Origin of the sequence: Kitasatospora mediocidica KCTC 9733 (genome assembly GCF_000744225.1) — a bacterium.
GTDB lineage: Bacteria > Actinomycetota > Actinomycetes > Streptomycetales > Streptomycetaceae > Kitasatospora > Kitasatospora mediocidica.
In genome coordinates this window covers 139,264-155,230 of the sequence record NZ_JQLN01000004.1, presented here as the reverse complement: position 1 = coordinate 155,230, position 15,967 = coordinate 139,264, and the positions used below count along the sequence as shown (strand labels likewise).

General features: G+C 72.2%; 14 protein-coding genes. 7 read left to right on the top strand and 7 right to left on the bottom strand.

The genetic code is table 11. The features are described from left to right. The first annotated feature begins 47 nt into the window (after window positions 1-47). Entirely contained in the window at window positions 48-1,040 is a 993-nt protein-coding gene (locus BS80_RS08590; RefSeq protein ID WP_035795137.1) for an ArsR/SmtB family transcription factor, read from the top strand. Between the two features lie 41 nt (window positions 1,041-1,081). On the opposite strand, the gene BS80_RS08585 is transcribed toward BS80_RS08590, so the two are convergent. Further along, window positions 1,082-1,735 carry a GNAT family protein gene (locus BS80_RS08585; protein WP_035797002.1) on the bottom strand — a complete coding sequence of 218 codons (654 nt, stop codon included), beginning with the start codon at window positions 1,733-1,735 and terminating at the stop codon, window positions 1,082-1,084. Window positions 1,736-1,919: 184 nt separating this feature from the next. Between BS80_RS08585 and BS80_RS08580 the strand changes: the two genes are divergently transcribed. After that, window positions 1,920-4,016 (top strand): tetratricopeptide repeat protein, encoded by a 2,097-nt coding sequence (locus BS80_RS08580; protein ID WP_157536071.1) that lies wholly within the window; start codon window positions 1,920-1,922, stop codon window positions 4,014-4,016. Window positions 4,017-4,060: 44 nt separating this feature from the next. Here the strand turns inward: BS80_RS08580 and BS80_RS08575 are convergent, their stop codons facing one another. The 3 genes from BS80_RS08575 to BS80_RS08565 form a co-directional block, all read right to left on the bottom strand. After that, window positions 4,061-4,453 (bottom strand): RidA family protein, encoded by a 393-nt coding sequence (locus tag BS80_RS08575; RefSeq protein ID WP_035795133.1) that lies wholly within the window; start codon window positions 4,451-4,453, stop codon window positions 4,061-4,063. 85 nt (window positions 4,454-4,538) lie between these two features. Next, entirely contained in the window at window positions 4,539-5,474 is a 936-nt protein-coding gene (locus tag BS80_RS08570; protein ID WP_035795131.1) for an NADP-dependent oxidoreductase, read from the bottom strand. A gap of 99 nt (window positions 5,475-5,573) precedes the next feature. Further along, window positions 5,574-6,197, bottom strand: a complete 624-nt coding sequence (locus BS80_RS08565; RefSeq protein WP_035795128.1) for a DsbA family oxidoreductase — start codon at window positions 6,195-6,197, stop codon at window positions 5,574-5,576. A 136-nt stretch (window positions 6,198-6,333) separates the two neighbouring features. Between BS80_RS08565 and BS80_RS40490 the strand changes: the two genes are divergently transcribed. The 5 genes from BS80_RS40490 to BS80_RS08540 all read left to right on the top strand — a co-directional run bounded on the left by BS80_RS40490 (window position 6,334) and on the right by BS80_RS08540 (window position 11,466). Then, window positions 6,334-6,939 (top strand): TetR/AcrR family transcriptional regulator, encoded by a 606-nt coding sequence (locus BS80_RS40490; RefSeq protein ID WP_035795126.1) that lies wholly within the window; start codon window positions 6,334-6,336, stop codon window positions 6,937-6,939. Window positions 6,940-7,217: 278 nt separating this feature from the next. Continuing rightward, window positions 7,218-8,246, top strand: coding sequence for an L-threonine 3-dehydrogenase (gene tdh / locus BS80_RS08555; protein ID WP_035795123.1), 1,029 nt, complete (start codon window positions 7,218-7,220; stop codon window positions 8,244-8,246). Between the two features lie 22 nt (window positions 8,247-8,268). Beyond that, the gene (locus BS80_RS08550; protein WP_035795120.1) at window positions 8,269-9,456 is read left to right on the top strand and encodes a glycine C-acetyltransferase; all 1,188 of its coding nucleotides are present in this window, start codon (window positions 8,269-8,271) and stop codon (window positions 9,454-9,456) included. Window positions 9,457-9,499: 43 nt separating this feature from the next. Continuing rightward, complete coding sequence (locus tag BS80_RS08545) at window positions 9,500-10,420, top strand: LysR family transcriptional regulator (RefSeq protein WP_035795119.1); 921 nt, start codon at window positions 9,500-9,502, stop codon at window positions 10,418-10,420. A gap of 122 nt (window positions 10,421-10,542) precedes the next feature. Further along, the gene (locus BS80_RS08540) at window positions 10,543-11,466 is read left to right on the top strand and encodes a Gfo/Idh/MocA family protein (protein WP_035795117.1); all 924 of its coding nucleotides are present in this window, start codon (window positions 10,543-10,545) and stop codon (window positions 11,464-11,466) included. 106 nt (window positions 11,467-11,572) lie between these two features. Here the strand turns inward: BS80_RS08540 and BS80_RS41725 are convergent, their stop codons facing one another. The 3 genes from BS80_RS41725 to BS80_RS08525 all read right to left on the bottom strand — a co-directional run bounded on the left by BS80_RS41725 (window position 11,573) and on the right by BS80_RS08525 (window position 15,863). Continuing rightward, window positions 11,573-13,684, bottom strand: coding sequence for an alpha-galactosidase (locus BS80_RS41725; RefSeq protein WP_035795116.1), 2,112 nt, complete (start codon window positions 13,682-13,684; stop codon window positions 11,573-11,575). 185 nt (window positions 13,685-13,869) lie between these two features. Further along, window positions 13,870-15,225: an ABC transporter substrate-binding protein gene (locus BS80_RS08530; protein WP_083974629.1), complete on the bottom strand. Its 1,356-nt coding sequence runs from the start codon at window positions 15,223-15,225 to the stop codon at window positions 13,870-13,872. Further along, window positions 15,222-15,863: a hypothetical protein gene (locus BS80_RS08525; RefSeq protein WP_051966367.1), complete on the bottom strand. Its 642-nt coding sequence runs from the start codon at window positions 15,861-15,863 to the stop codon at window positions 15,222-15,224. Before BS80_RS08525 ends, BS80_RS08530 begins: the two co-directional genes overlap by 4 nt. Window positions 15,864-15,967: the final 104 nt, after the last annotated feature.

Here is a 15,967-nt window from a genome sequence, read left to right as displayed (position 1 = left end):
TCTTTCGCGCGGCGGCGAAACAACGGGAGCTGGGGGAGGAGCGGGCGATGGGGTTGTGGCAGGTCAACGCGGACACCCTGGTGAGCAGCCGGTTCGTGCTGTCGCCCGTCGCCGAGACCGTCGCGAGCCTGATGGACCTGGAGTGGGGACGCGCCGCCCACCCGGGTGAGCGCGGCTGGCTGGACGCCCACCAGGGCGCGCACCGGGCGCGGTTGGCCGAGGACCCGGTCACCGCGCAGCTCGTCAGGGTCGGGCTGGGCGGCGTCTGGAACGCGGACTTCCTCACCCCCACGCCGAGCGGCCGGGGCGAGCAGACCTTCGACGAGGAGCTGGCGCGGATCCGCCGGACGCCGCCCGAGGAGGCCCTCGATCATCTGACGGTGTCTCATGGTGGCGCGTTGCCAGCCCTGTTGCGCCGGTCCGATCTGCCGCAGCGTGCGGCCGACCTGCTGCAATGGGTGTGGACGGAGACGGTCCTGCCGTACTGGCCGCGACGCCGACGCGTCATGGAGGCCGATGTCGTCGCCCGCACGGCCCAGTTGAGCCAGGGCGGCTGGGCGGCGGCGCTGGACGACATGCGCCCGGGGATGCGCTGGCTGGGGGAGGGGCGGCTCCAGATCAACGGCCACGACTACCCGCCCCGGGAGATCTCCGGGGCACAGCTGCTCTTCGTCCCGATCACCCCGCGCCGGGGCTGGGTCTCCTGGGACGCGCTGCCCGCCTTCGGCCCCCGCTACGCGGTGGTGTACCCGTGTGCGGGGGTGCTGGCCGGCGCGGACCGGGCGCAGCCGCCCGAGGCGCTGGGCGCGCTGCTCGGCCCCGCCCGGGCGGGCGTCCTGGTCCTGCTGGACGCCCCGAAGAGCACCACCCAGCTGGTCGCCCTGACCGGCCAGGGGCTCGGCTCGGTCGGCCGCCACCTCAAGGTCCTGCTGGACGCCCGACTGGTCGGGCGCCGCCGCGCCGGACGCTCGGTGCTCTACTACCGGACGGACGTCGGCGAGACCCTGGTCCGGGCCCAGTCGGCACTAGGCCGTGTCTGACGATTCGCGTCGCGGGCCCGGCGGGAATTGTCAGACACGGCCTATACCTGGTGGCTCTGCACCAGCAGGGCTTCTGCGCCCACCGGCCGGAATCCGGCGGCCTGGAAGACCCGGACGCTCGTCGCGTTGCCCGGCGCCTGCTGCGCCCACACCACGTCGCCCTCAGGCACCAGGTGGCGGGCGCTCAACGCCAGGGCCCGGCCCAGCCCCTGGCCCCGGCCCGCCACGTCCACCTCGATCGCCGCCTCCCACCGCCCGGCCACCGCCCGCCCCAGCACCAGCACCCCGCCGGGCACCGTCCAGGCCCGGACGTCGTCGCGGTAACGCAGTGCCCGGGCGATCCGCGGGTGCTCGCGGTCCTCGATCTCCCGCAGCGCCAGGGGCGGTTCACCGGTCAGCCGCCCGGCGACGGTGACCAGGTCGATGTTGTTCACCACCCGTCCCGTCCGCCGCTCGAACGCGGACAGGAACGCCGGGCTCAGCGGCGCGGCCAGCGGGTCGACCACCGTCGCCGCCAGCTCCGCGCGTACCCACGCCGGGTCCTCGTCGGTGAACACCACCGCATGCGCGCTGAACGACAGCACCCCCGCATCCCGCTCCGACGGCTGCGGCACCACCGTGACGGTCCCGTCCGAGGGCGGGAACACCCCGCGGGCGGCGTCGTCCAGGATGGCGGCCAGTGTCTGCTTGTCCATGATCGGCACTCTAATCGGGCGCTCTCCCGCCGGGGTTGCCCGGGTACGCTGAGTGGCCTGTCGGATGGACGAACGGGTGGGTGGCATGGCGGTACCGGGGCGTGGCCCGCAGGCACGGGAGGGGACGGCCAACACGATCAGCGGGGGGACGTTCGGCTCCACGGTCATGGCGGAGACCGCCCTTGTGACCATCCATCAGCCGTCCGGGCCCACCGCCCCAACCAGGCCCGCCCCGACCGTGCCCGCACTGCCGGAGCCGGCTCCCCTCCCGTCCGTTCCGCCCGGGTTCACCGGCCGGGAGGACCAGGTCCAAGGGCTGCTCGACCTCCTCGGCCCTCGGCAGGCGCCCGGCGCCGAGACCGGCAGCTACGCCGACGACGACGAGGTGCCCGCCGTCGTGGTGACCGCGGTGGCCGGGATGGGCGGCATCGGGAAGACCACCCTCGCCCTGGCCGCCGGCCACGCCGCCCTGCGCTGCGGCCTGTTCACCGGGGCACTGTTCCTCGACCTCCTGGGCTACGACGACAGCCCGGTCGAGGCCGGGCAGGCGCTGGACGGCGCGCTGCGGGCGTTGGGCGTCGCGGTCGAGCAGATCCCGTCCGAGGACCACGCCCGCGCCGCGCTCTACCGCGCCCAACTCCAGCTCCGCTCGCGGCACGGGCAACGGATCCTGGTGATCGCGGACAACGCTTCGCGGCTCGGCCAGGTCGAGCACCTGCTGCCACCCGGCGACGGCCCGCACCGCCTGCTCGTCACCTCCCGCGACGACCTGCCCGGACTCGGCGCCCGGCTGGTCGACCTCGACGTGCTGGAACCCGCCCCCGCCGCCCGGCTGATCCGCACCGCCGTGGCCATCGCGCTGCCCAGGGACACCCGGGTCGCCGACGACCCGGCCGGCACCGCCCGGGTCGCGCAGCTCTGCGGTTTCCTGCCACTGGCCCTGCAGATCGCCGCCGCCCAGCTGGTCGCCGAACGCCACCTCAAGCCGGCCCAACTCGCCGACGACCTCCACGACATCGACGGCCGGCTCGACGTCCTGGACGACGGGAGCCGGACCGTCAGAGCCGTGCTGGACCGCTCCTACCGGCGGCTGGCGCCCACCCACGCCGAACTCTTCCGCACCCTGGCCCTCAACCCGGGCCCCGACGTGTCCACCGAGAGCGTCGTCGGCTTCACCGGCGCCGCCAAGCCGAAGGACGTCCGCGCGCGGCTCACCACCCTCGTCCGGGCCAGCCTCATCCGCCAGGACGCCGACACCGGCCGCTGGCGCATGCACGACCTCGTCCGCGCCTACGCCGCCGAACAGGCCCACGCCCACCCCGTGGCGGAGGCGCAGGCACTGCGCCGCATCCTGGTGTACTACGACCGCGCTGCCTGGGAGGCCGAGACTCATCTGAACCGAGACCCCGGCCGACGGCCTGCCGTCCGGAACCGGGCCAGGGCGTTGACCTGGCTGGACGCGGAACGCGACAACCTCATCGCCGCCGTCCACAGCGCCTATGTCGCTGGCCATCTCGACATCGCCCACCGCCTTCCCGCCACTCTGGGGGAGTATCTGCTGCTGCGTCGGCACCTCGAAGACCTGTGGGGCATCGCCGTGGTCAGCCGTGAAGCCGCACACGCCACTGACGACCGCCGTAGCCAGGCCAGGGCGTTGACGAATCTCGGGACCGTCCTGCAGGAGCTGGGCAAGCTCAGCGAGGCGGTGGATGCTCAACGGACTGCCCTCAGCGTCTTCCTGGATCTCGACAACCAGCACAGTGCTGCTCGGTCGTGGGGGAACCTCGGCAACGCCTTGCAGAAACTGGGCATGCTTCACGAGGCTGTTGCTGCTCATCGGGCCGCCCTCGCTATCTTCCTGGATCTCGAGCACCAGCACGGAGTTGCCTGGGCATGGACCGGGCTGGGCAACGACCTGCAGAAGCTGGACCGTTTCCAGGAGGCTGCCGACGCCCATCAGACCGCCCTCACCATCTACCAGAGCCAGGACGACGACGACAGCACGGCGCTTGGGTGGAACAATCTCGGCGTGGCACTGCGGAGTCTGGGGGTGCTCGGAGAGGCTACGGCGGCCGGGCGGCAGGCAGTGGCGATGCTCAGGGAGCAGGGCGACGTCTACCGCGAGGGCGAGGCCCTGGACGAACTCGCCGACACGCTGCGCGCGGCAGGCTTGCCCGCCGCCGAGGTCCGTGCGGTGCGCGAGGAGTCCGCGGACGCCTACCGCCGGGCCGGTGCGGCCGAGAAGGCCGACGAGGTCGTGGCGAAGCCGGACGCGTCGTAGCCGCGCCCGGCCCGCCCGGGCGAGCGCAAGCGCTCTGCCGGACGTCAGTCGGAGATCGCGTCGAGCTCCAGTTCGACCAGCCACTCGGGATCGATGAAGCGTGAGACCTCGATGAACGTGCAGGCCGGACGGACCGCCGCGAACCGCTCGCCGTGCGCTCGCGCGGCTTCCTTCCACCGCGTCACGTCGGTGAGCATGATGCGGGTCCGCACGACGTCCTCCAGCGAGGCGCCCGCCGCCTTCAGCGCGGCCTGCGCGATGTCCAGGCACCTGACGGTCTGGGCGTAGACGTCGCCCTGCCCCACGGTCGTCCCGTCGTCGCCGAGGGGAGCGGTCCCGGCGACCGCGACGTGCGCACCTTTGCGCACGGCCCGGGAAAACCCGATCTGTGGTTCGAGTGGTGAGCCGGAACTGACGAGCTGCCGAGCATGATCCATCGCACCATGCTCGCAGATCCCGCCCGTTCGAAACAGCCCCCCCCCATCACGGCTCGCCCCCATCACGGCTCCCCCCGGGGCCGGTTCAGGACGGGATGCCGAGCACCGTCCGCCCCCGGGCGCGGCCGCCCTCCACCTGGGTCAGGGCCTGCGCCGCCTGGTCGAGCGGGAAGACGCTCTGCACCACGGGACGCAGCTCGCCGCTCTCCACCAGGCCGGCGATGCGCGCCAGTTGGCCGCCGTCCGGGTGCATGAGGAAGGCGCTCGCCTGCACGCCCCACTGGGCCTTCCGGGCCTCGACGTCGGGGATGAAGACGATCGACACCAGGGTGCCGCCCGGCTTGAGCAGCGGGAACGAGCGGTCCTGGGTGTCCCCGCCCACGGTGTCCAGGACGATGTCGACGGGCTCGACGAGCTCGTCGAACTTCTCGTTGCGGTAGTCGATCACCTGGTCGGCACCCAGTCCCCGCACCAGCTCCACACTGTCCGCGCTCACGGTGGTGACCACCTCGGCGCCGAGGTGCTTGGCGATCTGGATGGCGGCGGCCCCCACGCCACCCGCGCCGGCGTGGATCAGCACCCGCTGTCCGGCCTGGAGTCGGCTGTGCTCGGTCAGGGCCTGCCAGGCGGTGAGCGCGACGAGCGGCAGCGAGGCGGCCTCCTCGAAGGAGAGCGCGGCCGGCTTGGCCGCGACCAGGGACTCGTCCACCGCGACGAACTCGGCGAACGCCGCACCCACCCGCGGGTCGACCCGGGCGAAGACCTCGTCGCCCACCGCGAAGCGGGTGACCGCGGCACCGACGGCGGCGACCACCCCGGCGACCTCGTTGCCCAGCACGCGAGTCTGCGTGAGGCCCTCGGGCTGCATGAAGCCCTTGGCGATCAGGTGGTCGATCGGGTTGACCCCGGCGGCCCGGGCCTCGATCAGCACGTCCTGGGGGCCGACCGCGGGAGCGGGCACGTCCTCGACCGTCACGACGTCGGTGACGGGACCGTAGCTGTGGATGACTGCTGCCTTCATGGTGCTTTTTCCTTGCGTTGCTGTGTATCGGTGGAAGAGCGGAATGTGCGGGCGGGCGCGGTGTGCGGGACTGTGCCGGACTGTGTGGTCCGTGCGGGACTACGCCCCGGCGGCGATCTTCGTCATGACCTCCAGGAGCAGCTCCGGGCTCTGTGCCCCCTGGACGGCCAGTTCGCCGTCGAACACGAAGGTGGGAACCGAGGTGACGCCCAGCCGCGCCGCCTCGGCGAGTTCGGCGCGGACCTCCTTGACGCCGTCCTGCGAGGCGAGGAAGGCGGCGAGTTCGGCGCGGTCCAGCCCGGCCGCCGTGCCGATCTCCGTCAACGCCGCGTGGTCGCCGAGGTCGCCGCCGTCGGTGAAGTAGTGCGCCAGCAGGCCCTCCTTGACCGCGCTCTGGTGTCCGCGCTGTCCGGCGAACCAGATCAGGCGGTGTGCCGAGAAGGTGTTGACGGCCACCGCGTCGTCCAGCCGGAAGGTGATGCCCTCGGCCGCCGCCGCCTCGGTGAGCGGGCCGAAGATGCTCTGCGCGGGCCGGCCGAACTTCCGCTCGTAGACCTTCGCGGACGGTTCGCCGACCTCCGATGCCCCGGGGTTGAGCTGGAACGGGCGGTAGACCACCTCGACCTCGGCTGCCCCGGGGAACGCCGCGAGGGCCTTCTCGAAGCGGCGCTTGCCGATGTAGCACCACGGGCACACGACATCCGAGTAGATCTCGACCTTCACGACTGCTCCTGACGGGTTCGGGATGACGGAGGAGTTGTTGACCTCTCGTTCCAGAACATACCGATTGTGGAACGAGAGGTCAAATACTTGGCCCTTTCGTCCCCGGTCGCCCCCGCACTTGGGTAGCGTTGGGCCCATGGGACGACCGCGCACGTTCGACGAAGAGGCGATCCTGGACCGGGCGATGCTCCTGTTCTGGCGCAAGGGCTACGAGGCCACCAGCATGAACGACCTGGTGGAGGAGCTCGGCCTGGGCCGCGGCTCGATCTACGCGGCGTTCGGCGACAAGCACCGTCTGTTCGTGCTGGCGCTCGGCCGCTACCTCGGCCGCCAAGACGACCTGCTCGCCTCGTCCTTCGACGACCTGCGACCCGCGCTCCCACAGCTGCGGGAGCTCTTCGAGCGGCTGCTGCAGGCCGACTCGGTGTGCAGCGAATCGGGTTGCTTCAGCGTCAACAGCATCGCGGAGCTGCTGCCGAACGACGAGGAGGTCGCGGACCGCGCGCGGCGCAGCCTGCGCAAGGCCGAGCAGACGTTCGCCGTCCAGCTGGAGCGGGCCCGGCGGGGCGGCGAACTGTCGCCCGCGATCGGGGCGCCCGAGGCCGCGCACCTGCTGCTGACCCTCGTCCAGGGCCTGCAGATCATGCGCAAGGTCGACCCGGACCCGGCCCGCACCACCGCCTGCCTGGACTCCGCCTTCGCGCTCCTGCGGAACCCCGTCCCTGCGCTCGCGCTCTCCTGACCGGCGCGACCGCCTGGCGCGAGCGCCCCGAACACGCTCGGCGGACGTGAACTCCCGTCCGCCGAACTCGCTCGAACGGGTGCCCCTCGGCACGGCGCCGGGCCCGGCGGCGCAGGCTCGGGCACGATCGTGAAGCCCAGCTGTCGCCGCCGTTAAGAATTCCTCGATGGACCGCACCCCCTCCCACCAGGCAGATTGCAGGGGCCCGGTGAGGAATGGCGCCGATGCCGGGTTTCCCCCCACCCTCGCGCGTCAACCAGGTGTCAGGAGCCGTCGCCGTGAAGGCACTCGTCAAGAAGCACGCCGAGCCCGGTCTGTGGATGACCGATGTCCCCGAGCCCGAGACCGGCCCGGGCGACGTGCTGATCAAGGTGCTGCGCACCGGCATCTGCGGCACCGACCTGCACATCCGCAAGTGGGACGGCTGGGCCCAGCAGACCATCCGCACGCCGCTGACGCTCGGTCACGAGTTCGTCGGCGAGGTCGTGTCGATCGGCGCCGCGGTCGCGGACATCGCGGTCGGCGACCTGGTCAGCGGTGAGGGCCACCTGGTCTGCGGCAAGTGCCGCAACTGCCTGGCCGGCCGCCGCCACCTGTGCCGCAACACCGTCGGCCTGGGCGTCGGCCGGGACGGCGCCTTCGCCGAGTACGTGGCGCTGCCCGCCTCCAACGTGTGGGTGCACCGGGTGCCGGTCGACCTGGACGTGGCGGCGATCTTCGACCCGTTCGGCAATGCGGTGCACACCGCGCTCTCCTTCCCGCTGGTCGGCGAGGACGTGCTGATCACCGGCGCCGGCCCGATCGGCATCATGGCGGCGGCCGTCGCCAAGCACGCCGGCGCCCGGCACGTGATGATCACCGACGTCAGCCCGTACCGCCTGGACCTGGCCCGCGAGGTCGGCGTGACGCTGGCGCTCAACGTGGCCGAGCAGACCATCGAGGAGGGCCAGCAGAAGCTGGGCCTGCGCGAGGGCTTCGACGTGGGCCTGGAGATGTCCGGCCGCCCCGAGGCGCTGCAGTCGATGATCGCCAACATGACCCACGGCGGCAAGATCGCCATGCTCGGCCTGCCCGCCGAGGACTTCCCGGTCGACTGGGCGCGGATCGTCACCTCGATGATCACCCTCAAGGGCATCTACGGCCGCGAGATGTTCGAGACCTGGTACGCGATGTCGGTGCTGCTGGAGGGCGGCCTCGACCTCAGCCCGGTGATCACCGGCCGCTACGCCGCGCAGGACTTCGAGGCCGCCTTCGACGAGGCCGCCGGCGGCCGGTGCGGCAAGATCATCCTCGACTGGACCGTCTGACCAACCCCCTGAAGGAGCCCTTGTGTTCGACTCCGTACGCGAAGACGTCGCCGCCACCCTCGTCGAGATCACCGAGGCCGGCCTCTTCAAGCCCGAGCGGGTCATCGGGACCCCGCAGAACGCCTCCGTCAGCGTCACCTCCGGCGGCCGCCCGGGAGAGGTGCTGAACTTCTGCGCCAACAACTACCTCGGCCTGGCCGACCACCCCGACGTGCTCGCCTCCGCCAAGGACGCGCTGGACCGCTGGGGCTACGGCATGGCCTCGGTCCGCTTCATCTGTGGCACCCAGGACGTCCACAAGCAGCTGGAGGACCGGCTCTCCGGCTTCCTCGGCCAGGAGGACACGATCCTCTACTCCTCCTGCTTCGACGCCAACGGCGGCGTCTTCGAGACCCTGCTCGACGAGCGCGACGCCGTCATCTCCGACGCGCTGAACCACGCGAGCATCATCGACGGCATCCGCCTGAGCAAGGCCCGCCGCCACCGCTACGCCAACCGCGACCTGGCCGAGCTGGAGCAGCAGCTCAAGGAGACCCAGGACGCCCGCCGCCGCCTGATCGTCACCGACGGCGTCTTCTCGATGGACGGCTACGTCGCGCCGCTGCGTGAGATCTGCGACCTGGCCGACCGCTACGACGCCATGGTGATGGTCGACGACTCGCACGCCGTCGGCTTCGTCGGCCCCGGCGGCCGCGGCACCCCCGAGCTGCACGGCGTGATGGACCGCGTCGACATCATCACCGGCACCCTGGGCAAGGCGCTCGGTGGCGCCTCGGGCGGCTACGTCGCCGCCCGCCGGGAGATCGTCGCGCTGCTTCGCCAGCGCTCGCGCCCGTACCTGTTCTCCAACTCGCTCGCCCCGGTCATCGCGGCGGCCTCGCTGACCGTGCTCGACCTGATCGAGACCTCGCACGAGCTGCGCGAGCGGCTGAACGCCAACACCGCGCTGTTCCGCTCGAAGATGACCGAGGCCGGCTTCGAGATCCTGCCCGGCGACCACCCGATCGCCCCGGTCATGATCGGCGACGCGGCCAAGGCCGGCCGGCTGGCCGAGCTGCTGCTGGAGCGCGGCGTGTACGTGATCGGGTTCTCGTTCCCGGTCGTCCCGCACGGCAAGGCCCGGATCCGGGTCCAGCTCTCGGCCGCGCACTCGACCGAGGACGTCGAGAAGGCCGTCGCGGCGTTCATCGACGCCCGGGCCGCCCTGTAAGCAGGCGCTCGGGCCGTCCCCCGGCGCCTGTCAGAATGGGTGCGTGATCGACGCCAGACGACTGCGGACCCTGCGGGCCGTGGCGGACCACCGAACGGTGACCGCCGCGGCCGCCGCGCTCTACCTGACCCCCTCCGCGGTCTCCCAGCAACTGGCCGCCCTGGAGCAGGAGACCGGCCACGAGCTGCTGGCCCGCGACGGCCGGGGCGTACGGCTGACGCCGGCGGGCGAGATCCTGGTCACCCACGCCGACGCCGTGCTCGCCCAGCTGGAACGCGCCGAGGCGGACCTCGCGGCGTACGCGGCCGGCGTGCAGGGACAGGTCACCGTCGCCTCCTTCGCCACCGGCATCTCGCTGGTGCTGGCCCCGGCGATCACCGCGCTGGCCGCCTCCGCGCCCGGGGTGCTGCTCAAGGTGCTGGACGCCGAGGGCGACGCCAGCCTGCCGATGCTGCTGGACGGGCAGGCGGACCTGGCCGTCGCCGTGGAGTACCGCGGCGCCCCGCGCGCCGGCGACCGGCGCCTCGCCCGCTTCCCGCTGTACGCCGAGCCGTTCGAGGCCGTCCTGCCGCTCGGCCACCGGCTGGCCGCCGGACCCGGACCGGTCGCGATGGCCGAGCTCGCGGCCGAGCCGTGGATCGGCCCCTACCCCGGCAATCCCTGCCACGACGTGGTGCTGCTGGCCTGCGAGCACGCCGGCTTCACCCCGCGCCTGGTGCACTCCTCGGACGACTTCCGCGCGGTGGTCGCGCTCGCCTCGGCGGGCGCCGGCGTGGCGCTGGTGCCCCGCTCGGCGCTGGCCGGGGTGGACCTGGCACAGGTCGCGGTACGGCCGGTGGACAGCGACCTCGCGACCCGCAAGGTGTTCGCGGCCGTGCGCAGCGGCGCCGAACTGCACCCACTGATCCGTCCCGTCCTGCGCGCGCTGGGCGACGCCGCGGAACAGGTCGCGGGCCGGTCCTGAGGCCGCCCTCCGGAGCGGGACCCGGGGTGCGACTCGGAGCGGGACTCGGAGCGGGACTCGGGGCGGGACCCGGCGCGTAAGGTGGGGACGGCCCGATGATCGTCCGTACGCCAGGAGATCCCATGAGTCAGACCCCCGCCCCCGACGCCCTGCTTCCGGTGGGGGTGATCGGGCTCGGTGACATCGCGCAGAAGGCCTACCTCCCGGTCCTGGCGGCGCTGCCGGGCCTCGACCTGCGTCTGATGACCCGTGACCGGGCCAAGCTCGACCGGATCGGCGACACCTACCGGATCGCCCCCCGCTTCACCGACCTCGGCGAGCTGATCGACAGCGGCATCCGCGCCGCCTTCGTGCACGCCGCCACCGATCAGCACGTGGCCATCAGCGAGCGCCTGCTGACCGCCGGCATCGACGTCTACGTGGACAAGCCGCTCGACTACCACCTCGCCGGCGCAACCCGGTTGACCGCCCTCGCCGACTCGCTGGGCCGCTCCCTGATGGTCGGCTTCAACCGCCGCCACGCCCCGGGCTACGTGCAGGCCAAGGAGCGCCCGCGCGACCTGATCGTCCTGCAGAAGAACCGCGAGGGCCTGCCGGAGGCCGCCCGCACCCTGGTCTTCGACGACTTCATCCACGTGGTGGACACCCTGCGCTTCCTGGTGCCCGGCGAGATCGAGCAGGTGGACGTCCGCTGGCGCAAGCGGGACGGGCTGGTGGAGCACCTGGTGCTGACCCTGGCCGGGGACGGCTTCACGGCGCTGGGCATCATGAACCGGATGAGCGGCGCGACCGAGGAGGTCCTTGAGGTCTCCGGCGGCGACTCCAAGCGCGCCGTCCTCAACCTCGCCGACGTGGTCGACCACCGCGGCCAGCCCACCATCCGCCGCCGCGGCGACTGGGTCCCCGTCGCACGCCAGCGCGGCATCGAACAGGTCGTGCACCTCTTCCTCGACGCGGTCCGCACCGGCAAGACCCTCGACGCCCACGATGCCCTGCGCACCCACGAGTTGTGCGAGCAGATCGTCCAGCGCATCGAATCCCCCTGAGCCGCAGCCGGGTTCGGCCGTCACCCGCTCGGCCGGGCTGGAACGCGGTCGGTCCCGGTGATCGCCGAGGCTGGGCGCTCGGTGACCACCGGGACCGTGTCCGGTGTCAGGACAGGACGCTCCAGGTCTGGCCGGGGGCGGCCGGGTTGGGCGGGTTGGTCATCCCGGTCGAGCCGGCGGTGCTGCCGGCGGTGTCCAGGGTCAGGCCGTTGCCGACGTTGGTGATGGTCAGGGCGCCGGCGGAGTTCTGGGTGACCTTCCACTTCTGCCAGGGGTTGTTGGCGGAGGGGGCGAGCAGGTAGGCGCTGCCGACTCCGGCGCCGCCGGCCAGCACGGTGTGCGACTGGGGGGCGGTGTAGCAGTTGTCGGTGATCTGCACGGTGCCGTCCGCGTTGGGGGTGAACAGCCACTGCTGGGCGGCGTTGCCACTCTGGTAGGCGTTGATGTCGGAGTTGCCGCCGGTCGGGGCGTAGCAGCCGCCCTGGACCTCGAGCGCCTGGCCGCCGGTGCCGCCCGCGCTGATCGCGTGGTACTTGTTGTCGCCGACGACGCTCGCCGCGCCGGTTCCGGTGCCGCCGCCCGTGCCGCCCATGTCGATGCTTCCGCCGGCGATGCGCAGGAGCGTGACGCCGTGCGCCGGGATCCAGCTGCCGCCGACGGTGCCGGTGAGGGTGCCGGTGGAGCCGGTCCACAGGTCGCGGTAGGAGTAGCTGGAGCCGGTCAGGCCGAGGTCGGCGAAACTGGCGCTGGGCATGGCCCAGTTGTTCGGGTCCTGGTTGACCAGCGCGACGGCCAGGTCACCGTTGGCGAGCTGGCGCTTGAGGATCACCGGGGCCGTCTGCGAGGCGGGGTAGTTGGGCATGGTGCCGACCAGGGTGGCGGGCTTGGCGAGGCTGTCCTGGTCGACGGCGATCATGTCGGGGTTCTTCAGCAGCCCCAGGGCGGAGGAGCTGATCCCGGTGGACCAGGTGTAGCCGTTCGAGGTGTGCTGGGCGTCGGCGGTGGCGCGCAGGTCGGCGCCGGAGATGAGCGGGGCGGCCATCATCGACAGGACGGACAGCTCGGTGCGCGACTCGTCGTCGGTGAACGGCTTGTCGCCCTTGTAGGTGTCGGTGACGCCCCAGACGCCGTTCGGGTCCTGCCAGCCGGCGAACATCATGTCCATGTCGTTCCAGCTGCCGGGGTGCACGTTGCCCGGGTACTTCAACGCGGTCTGCAACTGGCCGTTGTAGAGCACGCCGTCCAGCTCGCTGTCCCGGTCGCCGCCGATCCGGCACATGTTGGCGACCTGGCCGCACCACACTCCGGTGGGGTAGTAGCCGGCCGCCTGGTGCGGCTGGACGCCGGCCGCCAGGATCAGCGGGTCGGTGCGGGCCGGGTCGTTGGCGTTGAGCAGGTAGGGGATGCCGGTGTGCGCGGGCTGGGCGGACAGGCTGAGGGTGACCTTCGGCCTGCCCGCCGCCGAGGTCGCCGCGTCGAGGGCCCGCTGGAAGGTCTGGGTGCGGGCGTAGATGGACTCGGTGAGCTCCTTGCCCTCGCCCTGCGGGTAGTAGGCGTAGCCGTCGGGGCCGGTGATCGTCGGGCCGTACGGGCAGTCGTCGTACTTCACGAAGTCGACGCCCCAGGCGACGAAGTCGCCTGCGTCGGTGGTCTCGTGGCCCAGGCTGCCGGGGTGGCCCTGGCAGGTGGTGTAGGTGTCGGTGCCGTACAGGCCGAACTTCATGCCCTTGCTGTGGGCGTACCAGGTCAGGTACTGGATGCCGTTCAGGGTCTGGCCGTTGACGGTCTGCGAGGGGAACGAGGTGGGGTCGGGGACCAGGTGGCCGCTGGTGGGGTCGTTGCCGTTGCCGTCGGTGCCGGAGACCGGGTTGCCGTTGCCGTCGTACAACTGCATGGCGTTGTCGGCGGTCTTGGCGAAGTCCGCGCTCTGGCCGCTGCGGTGGCGCATCGACCAACCGTCGTCCACGGTGACGGTGTTGTAGCCGGCCTGCACCAGGCCGTTGGCCGCCATGAAGTCGATGGTCTGCTTGACCTCGGCCTCGGTGACGGACGGGCCCATGCTGTTCCAGGAGTTCCACCCCATGGGCGGGGTGAGGGCGTTGCCGTTGCCGAGGGCGGCAGCCGGAGCGGCGGTGACGAGGGAGGCGGTGCCGAGGCCGGAGACGGCCAGGGCCATGGCGGCGAGCATGCCGGCGACGCGTTGGGGTGATGTGCGCATGTGGGGGCTTCCCGAGGGTGGGTGGGCCGGGGTCGTGTCCACCCGAAGGGCGGTCCTGACAACGGCTGGTGGGGGGCCGGGACGGCCAGTGCCATACGATATTGCACCGCTCAATACCCCACAAGACCAAACACAATAGATCATCGAAAGCGTGCCCCTGGGGGGTGAGAGCGGCTCCCGGTGGCTCAGGGCCGGTAGGGCAGCTGCGGCACGTCGAAGCAGTTGGTGTCCATGTCGGGCACCTGGGTGACCCAGCCGGGGCCACCCGCCGGGGTGACGTCCTGCCAGCGGGCCACGTTCAGGCAGGCGCGGACCGGCCCGCTGGGGCGCGGCTCGCGGACGAAGTCGGCGGGGATCAGCAACCCGTGCGCGTCATAGGGCTGGGTCCGGTTCATGAAGCGCTCCACACACGCCCGGGTCAGCGCCGCCCCGCACGAGTCCATCGCGTCGGTCAGCCACTGCGCGCCCGCCCAGCCCTCCAACTCCCAGGCTGACAACAGGGGTTCGCGATCCGGGAAGTACCGGCTCATGGCACTGCGGAACTGCTGGACGGCGGGGTACCGGGTGTCCGCGTAGTTGCGGCTGGACGAGGTGGCCCACAGTTCGCCGCGGCAGCCGGGCGCCGCCGCGTAGTCGCGGCCGACCGTCTGGGTCCAGTTCTGCACGTTGGTCACCTTGGCGGTGATCCGCACCCCCGCCGCGTCCAGCGCCTGGCAGAGCCCGGTGTTGCCCCGGGTGTCCATCGCGTCGAAGACGATCTGGGTGCCGTCGGAGGCCATCGCGGTAGCCACCGCGGCGAACGCGGGCAGCGCCAGGTCCACCGTCTTCGTCAGCACGTGGTAGCCCTCGGCCGTCAGGCCCTGCTCGATCTGGTGCGCGTAACTCAGCGACTCCGCCTGGTTGTAGGCGACCACCGCGGCCCGCCGCACGCCCAGCCGCTGCCGGAAGTACCGGTAGACCTCGGTGCTGAGGAAGAGCGTCCCGTCCCAGCCGACCGAGCGGCCGTCGCGCGGGGCGTTGCTCCCGTAGATCCCGTAGAGGTGCGGATACGTGTCGTACTGGGTGCCCAGCGGTTGGCCGCCGACGTCCGGCACCGCCTTGCCGTTGACGTACGGGGCTCCCGCGTAGTCGAGCACGCTGCCGGCCGCGAAGGCGAAGACCTGGTCCTGGTCGATCAGCTTGTGCACGCAACTCTGGTTGCCGAGACCACTGCCGGAGTCGTCGCAGGTCACCACCTGCACCGTCCGACCGTGCAGGCCGCCGGCCGCGTTCAGCGCCTGGAAGAACGCCAGCGCGCCGTACCGGGGGCCGGAGAGCACCTCGGTGCCGAGCGGGCTGGTCAGCGAGGTGACGATGCCGATCTTGATCTGCCCCGGTGTCACCCCGGTGTCGCCGGCCGGGTTGCCTCCGGCGGCCGTCGGGGCCGGCGCGGCGAAGTCGCTCTCCGGCAGCCGGGTGCCGCAGCCGGTCAGCGAGCCGGACAACGCCAGCAGGGTGGCCGCCAGCGCGGCGGCCACCCTGGCGGTGCGCGGTGGGGTCAGCTGCTGCACCCGGGCACCGCGCCGGCCGCGGTGTTCCCGCTCTGCGCGACCAGCGCGCAGAGCGTGCTCTGCGAAACCTTCCAGGTGCCGTTCTCCAGTACCGCCTGACCGGCCGCGTTGGGCTGCACCACCTGGCCCTGCAGCGACAGGTTGTAGGTGACGATCGCCGTACTGGCGTCGCTGAACTGGACGTTCGTCACCTGCGCGCTGATCTGCGAGATCCGCGGGTCGGCGGCGAAGGCCTCCAGCAGTGGCTGGAGTTGGGCGCCGTTCTGCAACAGCGCGGCCTTGGCGGTGATCGGCGTGGACGGCGAGAAGAAGCTCTGCCAGTTCTGGGTGACCTGTGCCGTGGCGGCGGCCACGTCGGCCGGGGCGGTGCCGGTGGCGGACGGCGAGGCCGCGGCGGACCCGGACGGCGCCGCGGACGGCGTCGCCGACGACGCGCTGCTTGCCGAGGGGGTCGGGGTGCTGCCGGAGCTGCTCTTCGTGCTGCTCGAACAGGAGGCCACCAGCAGCACGGCCCCGAGCGCGCAGGCCACGGTCCGAAGGACCGCCAGGCGGCCGGACGGGTGGGAGCGCGGGGCTGCGGACGAGTGCCGCGCCGAGTCGGCCGGTCGGTCGTTGGGCGTGCTGCGCATGGGTTCTCCGCCTGGTGTCGCGCTGCGACCGGGTGTGACGCAGGTGACACTATGAAGGCCGATCGACCGCCCGCCCGCAACACGAGGGGCGGCCGCGCCGGCCG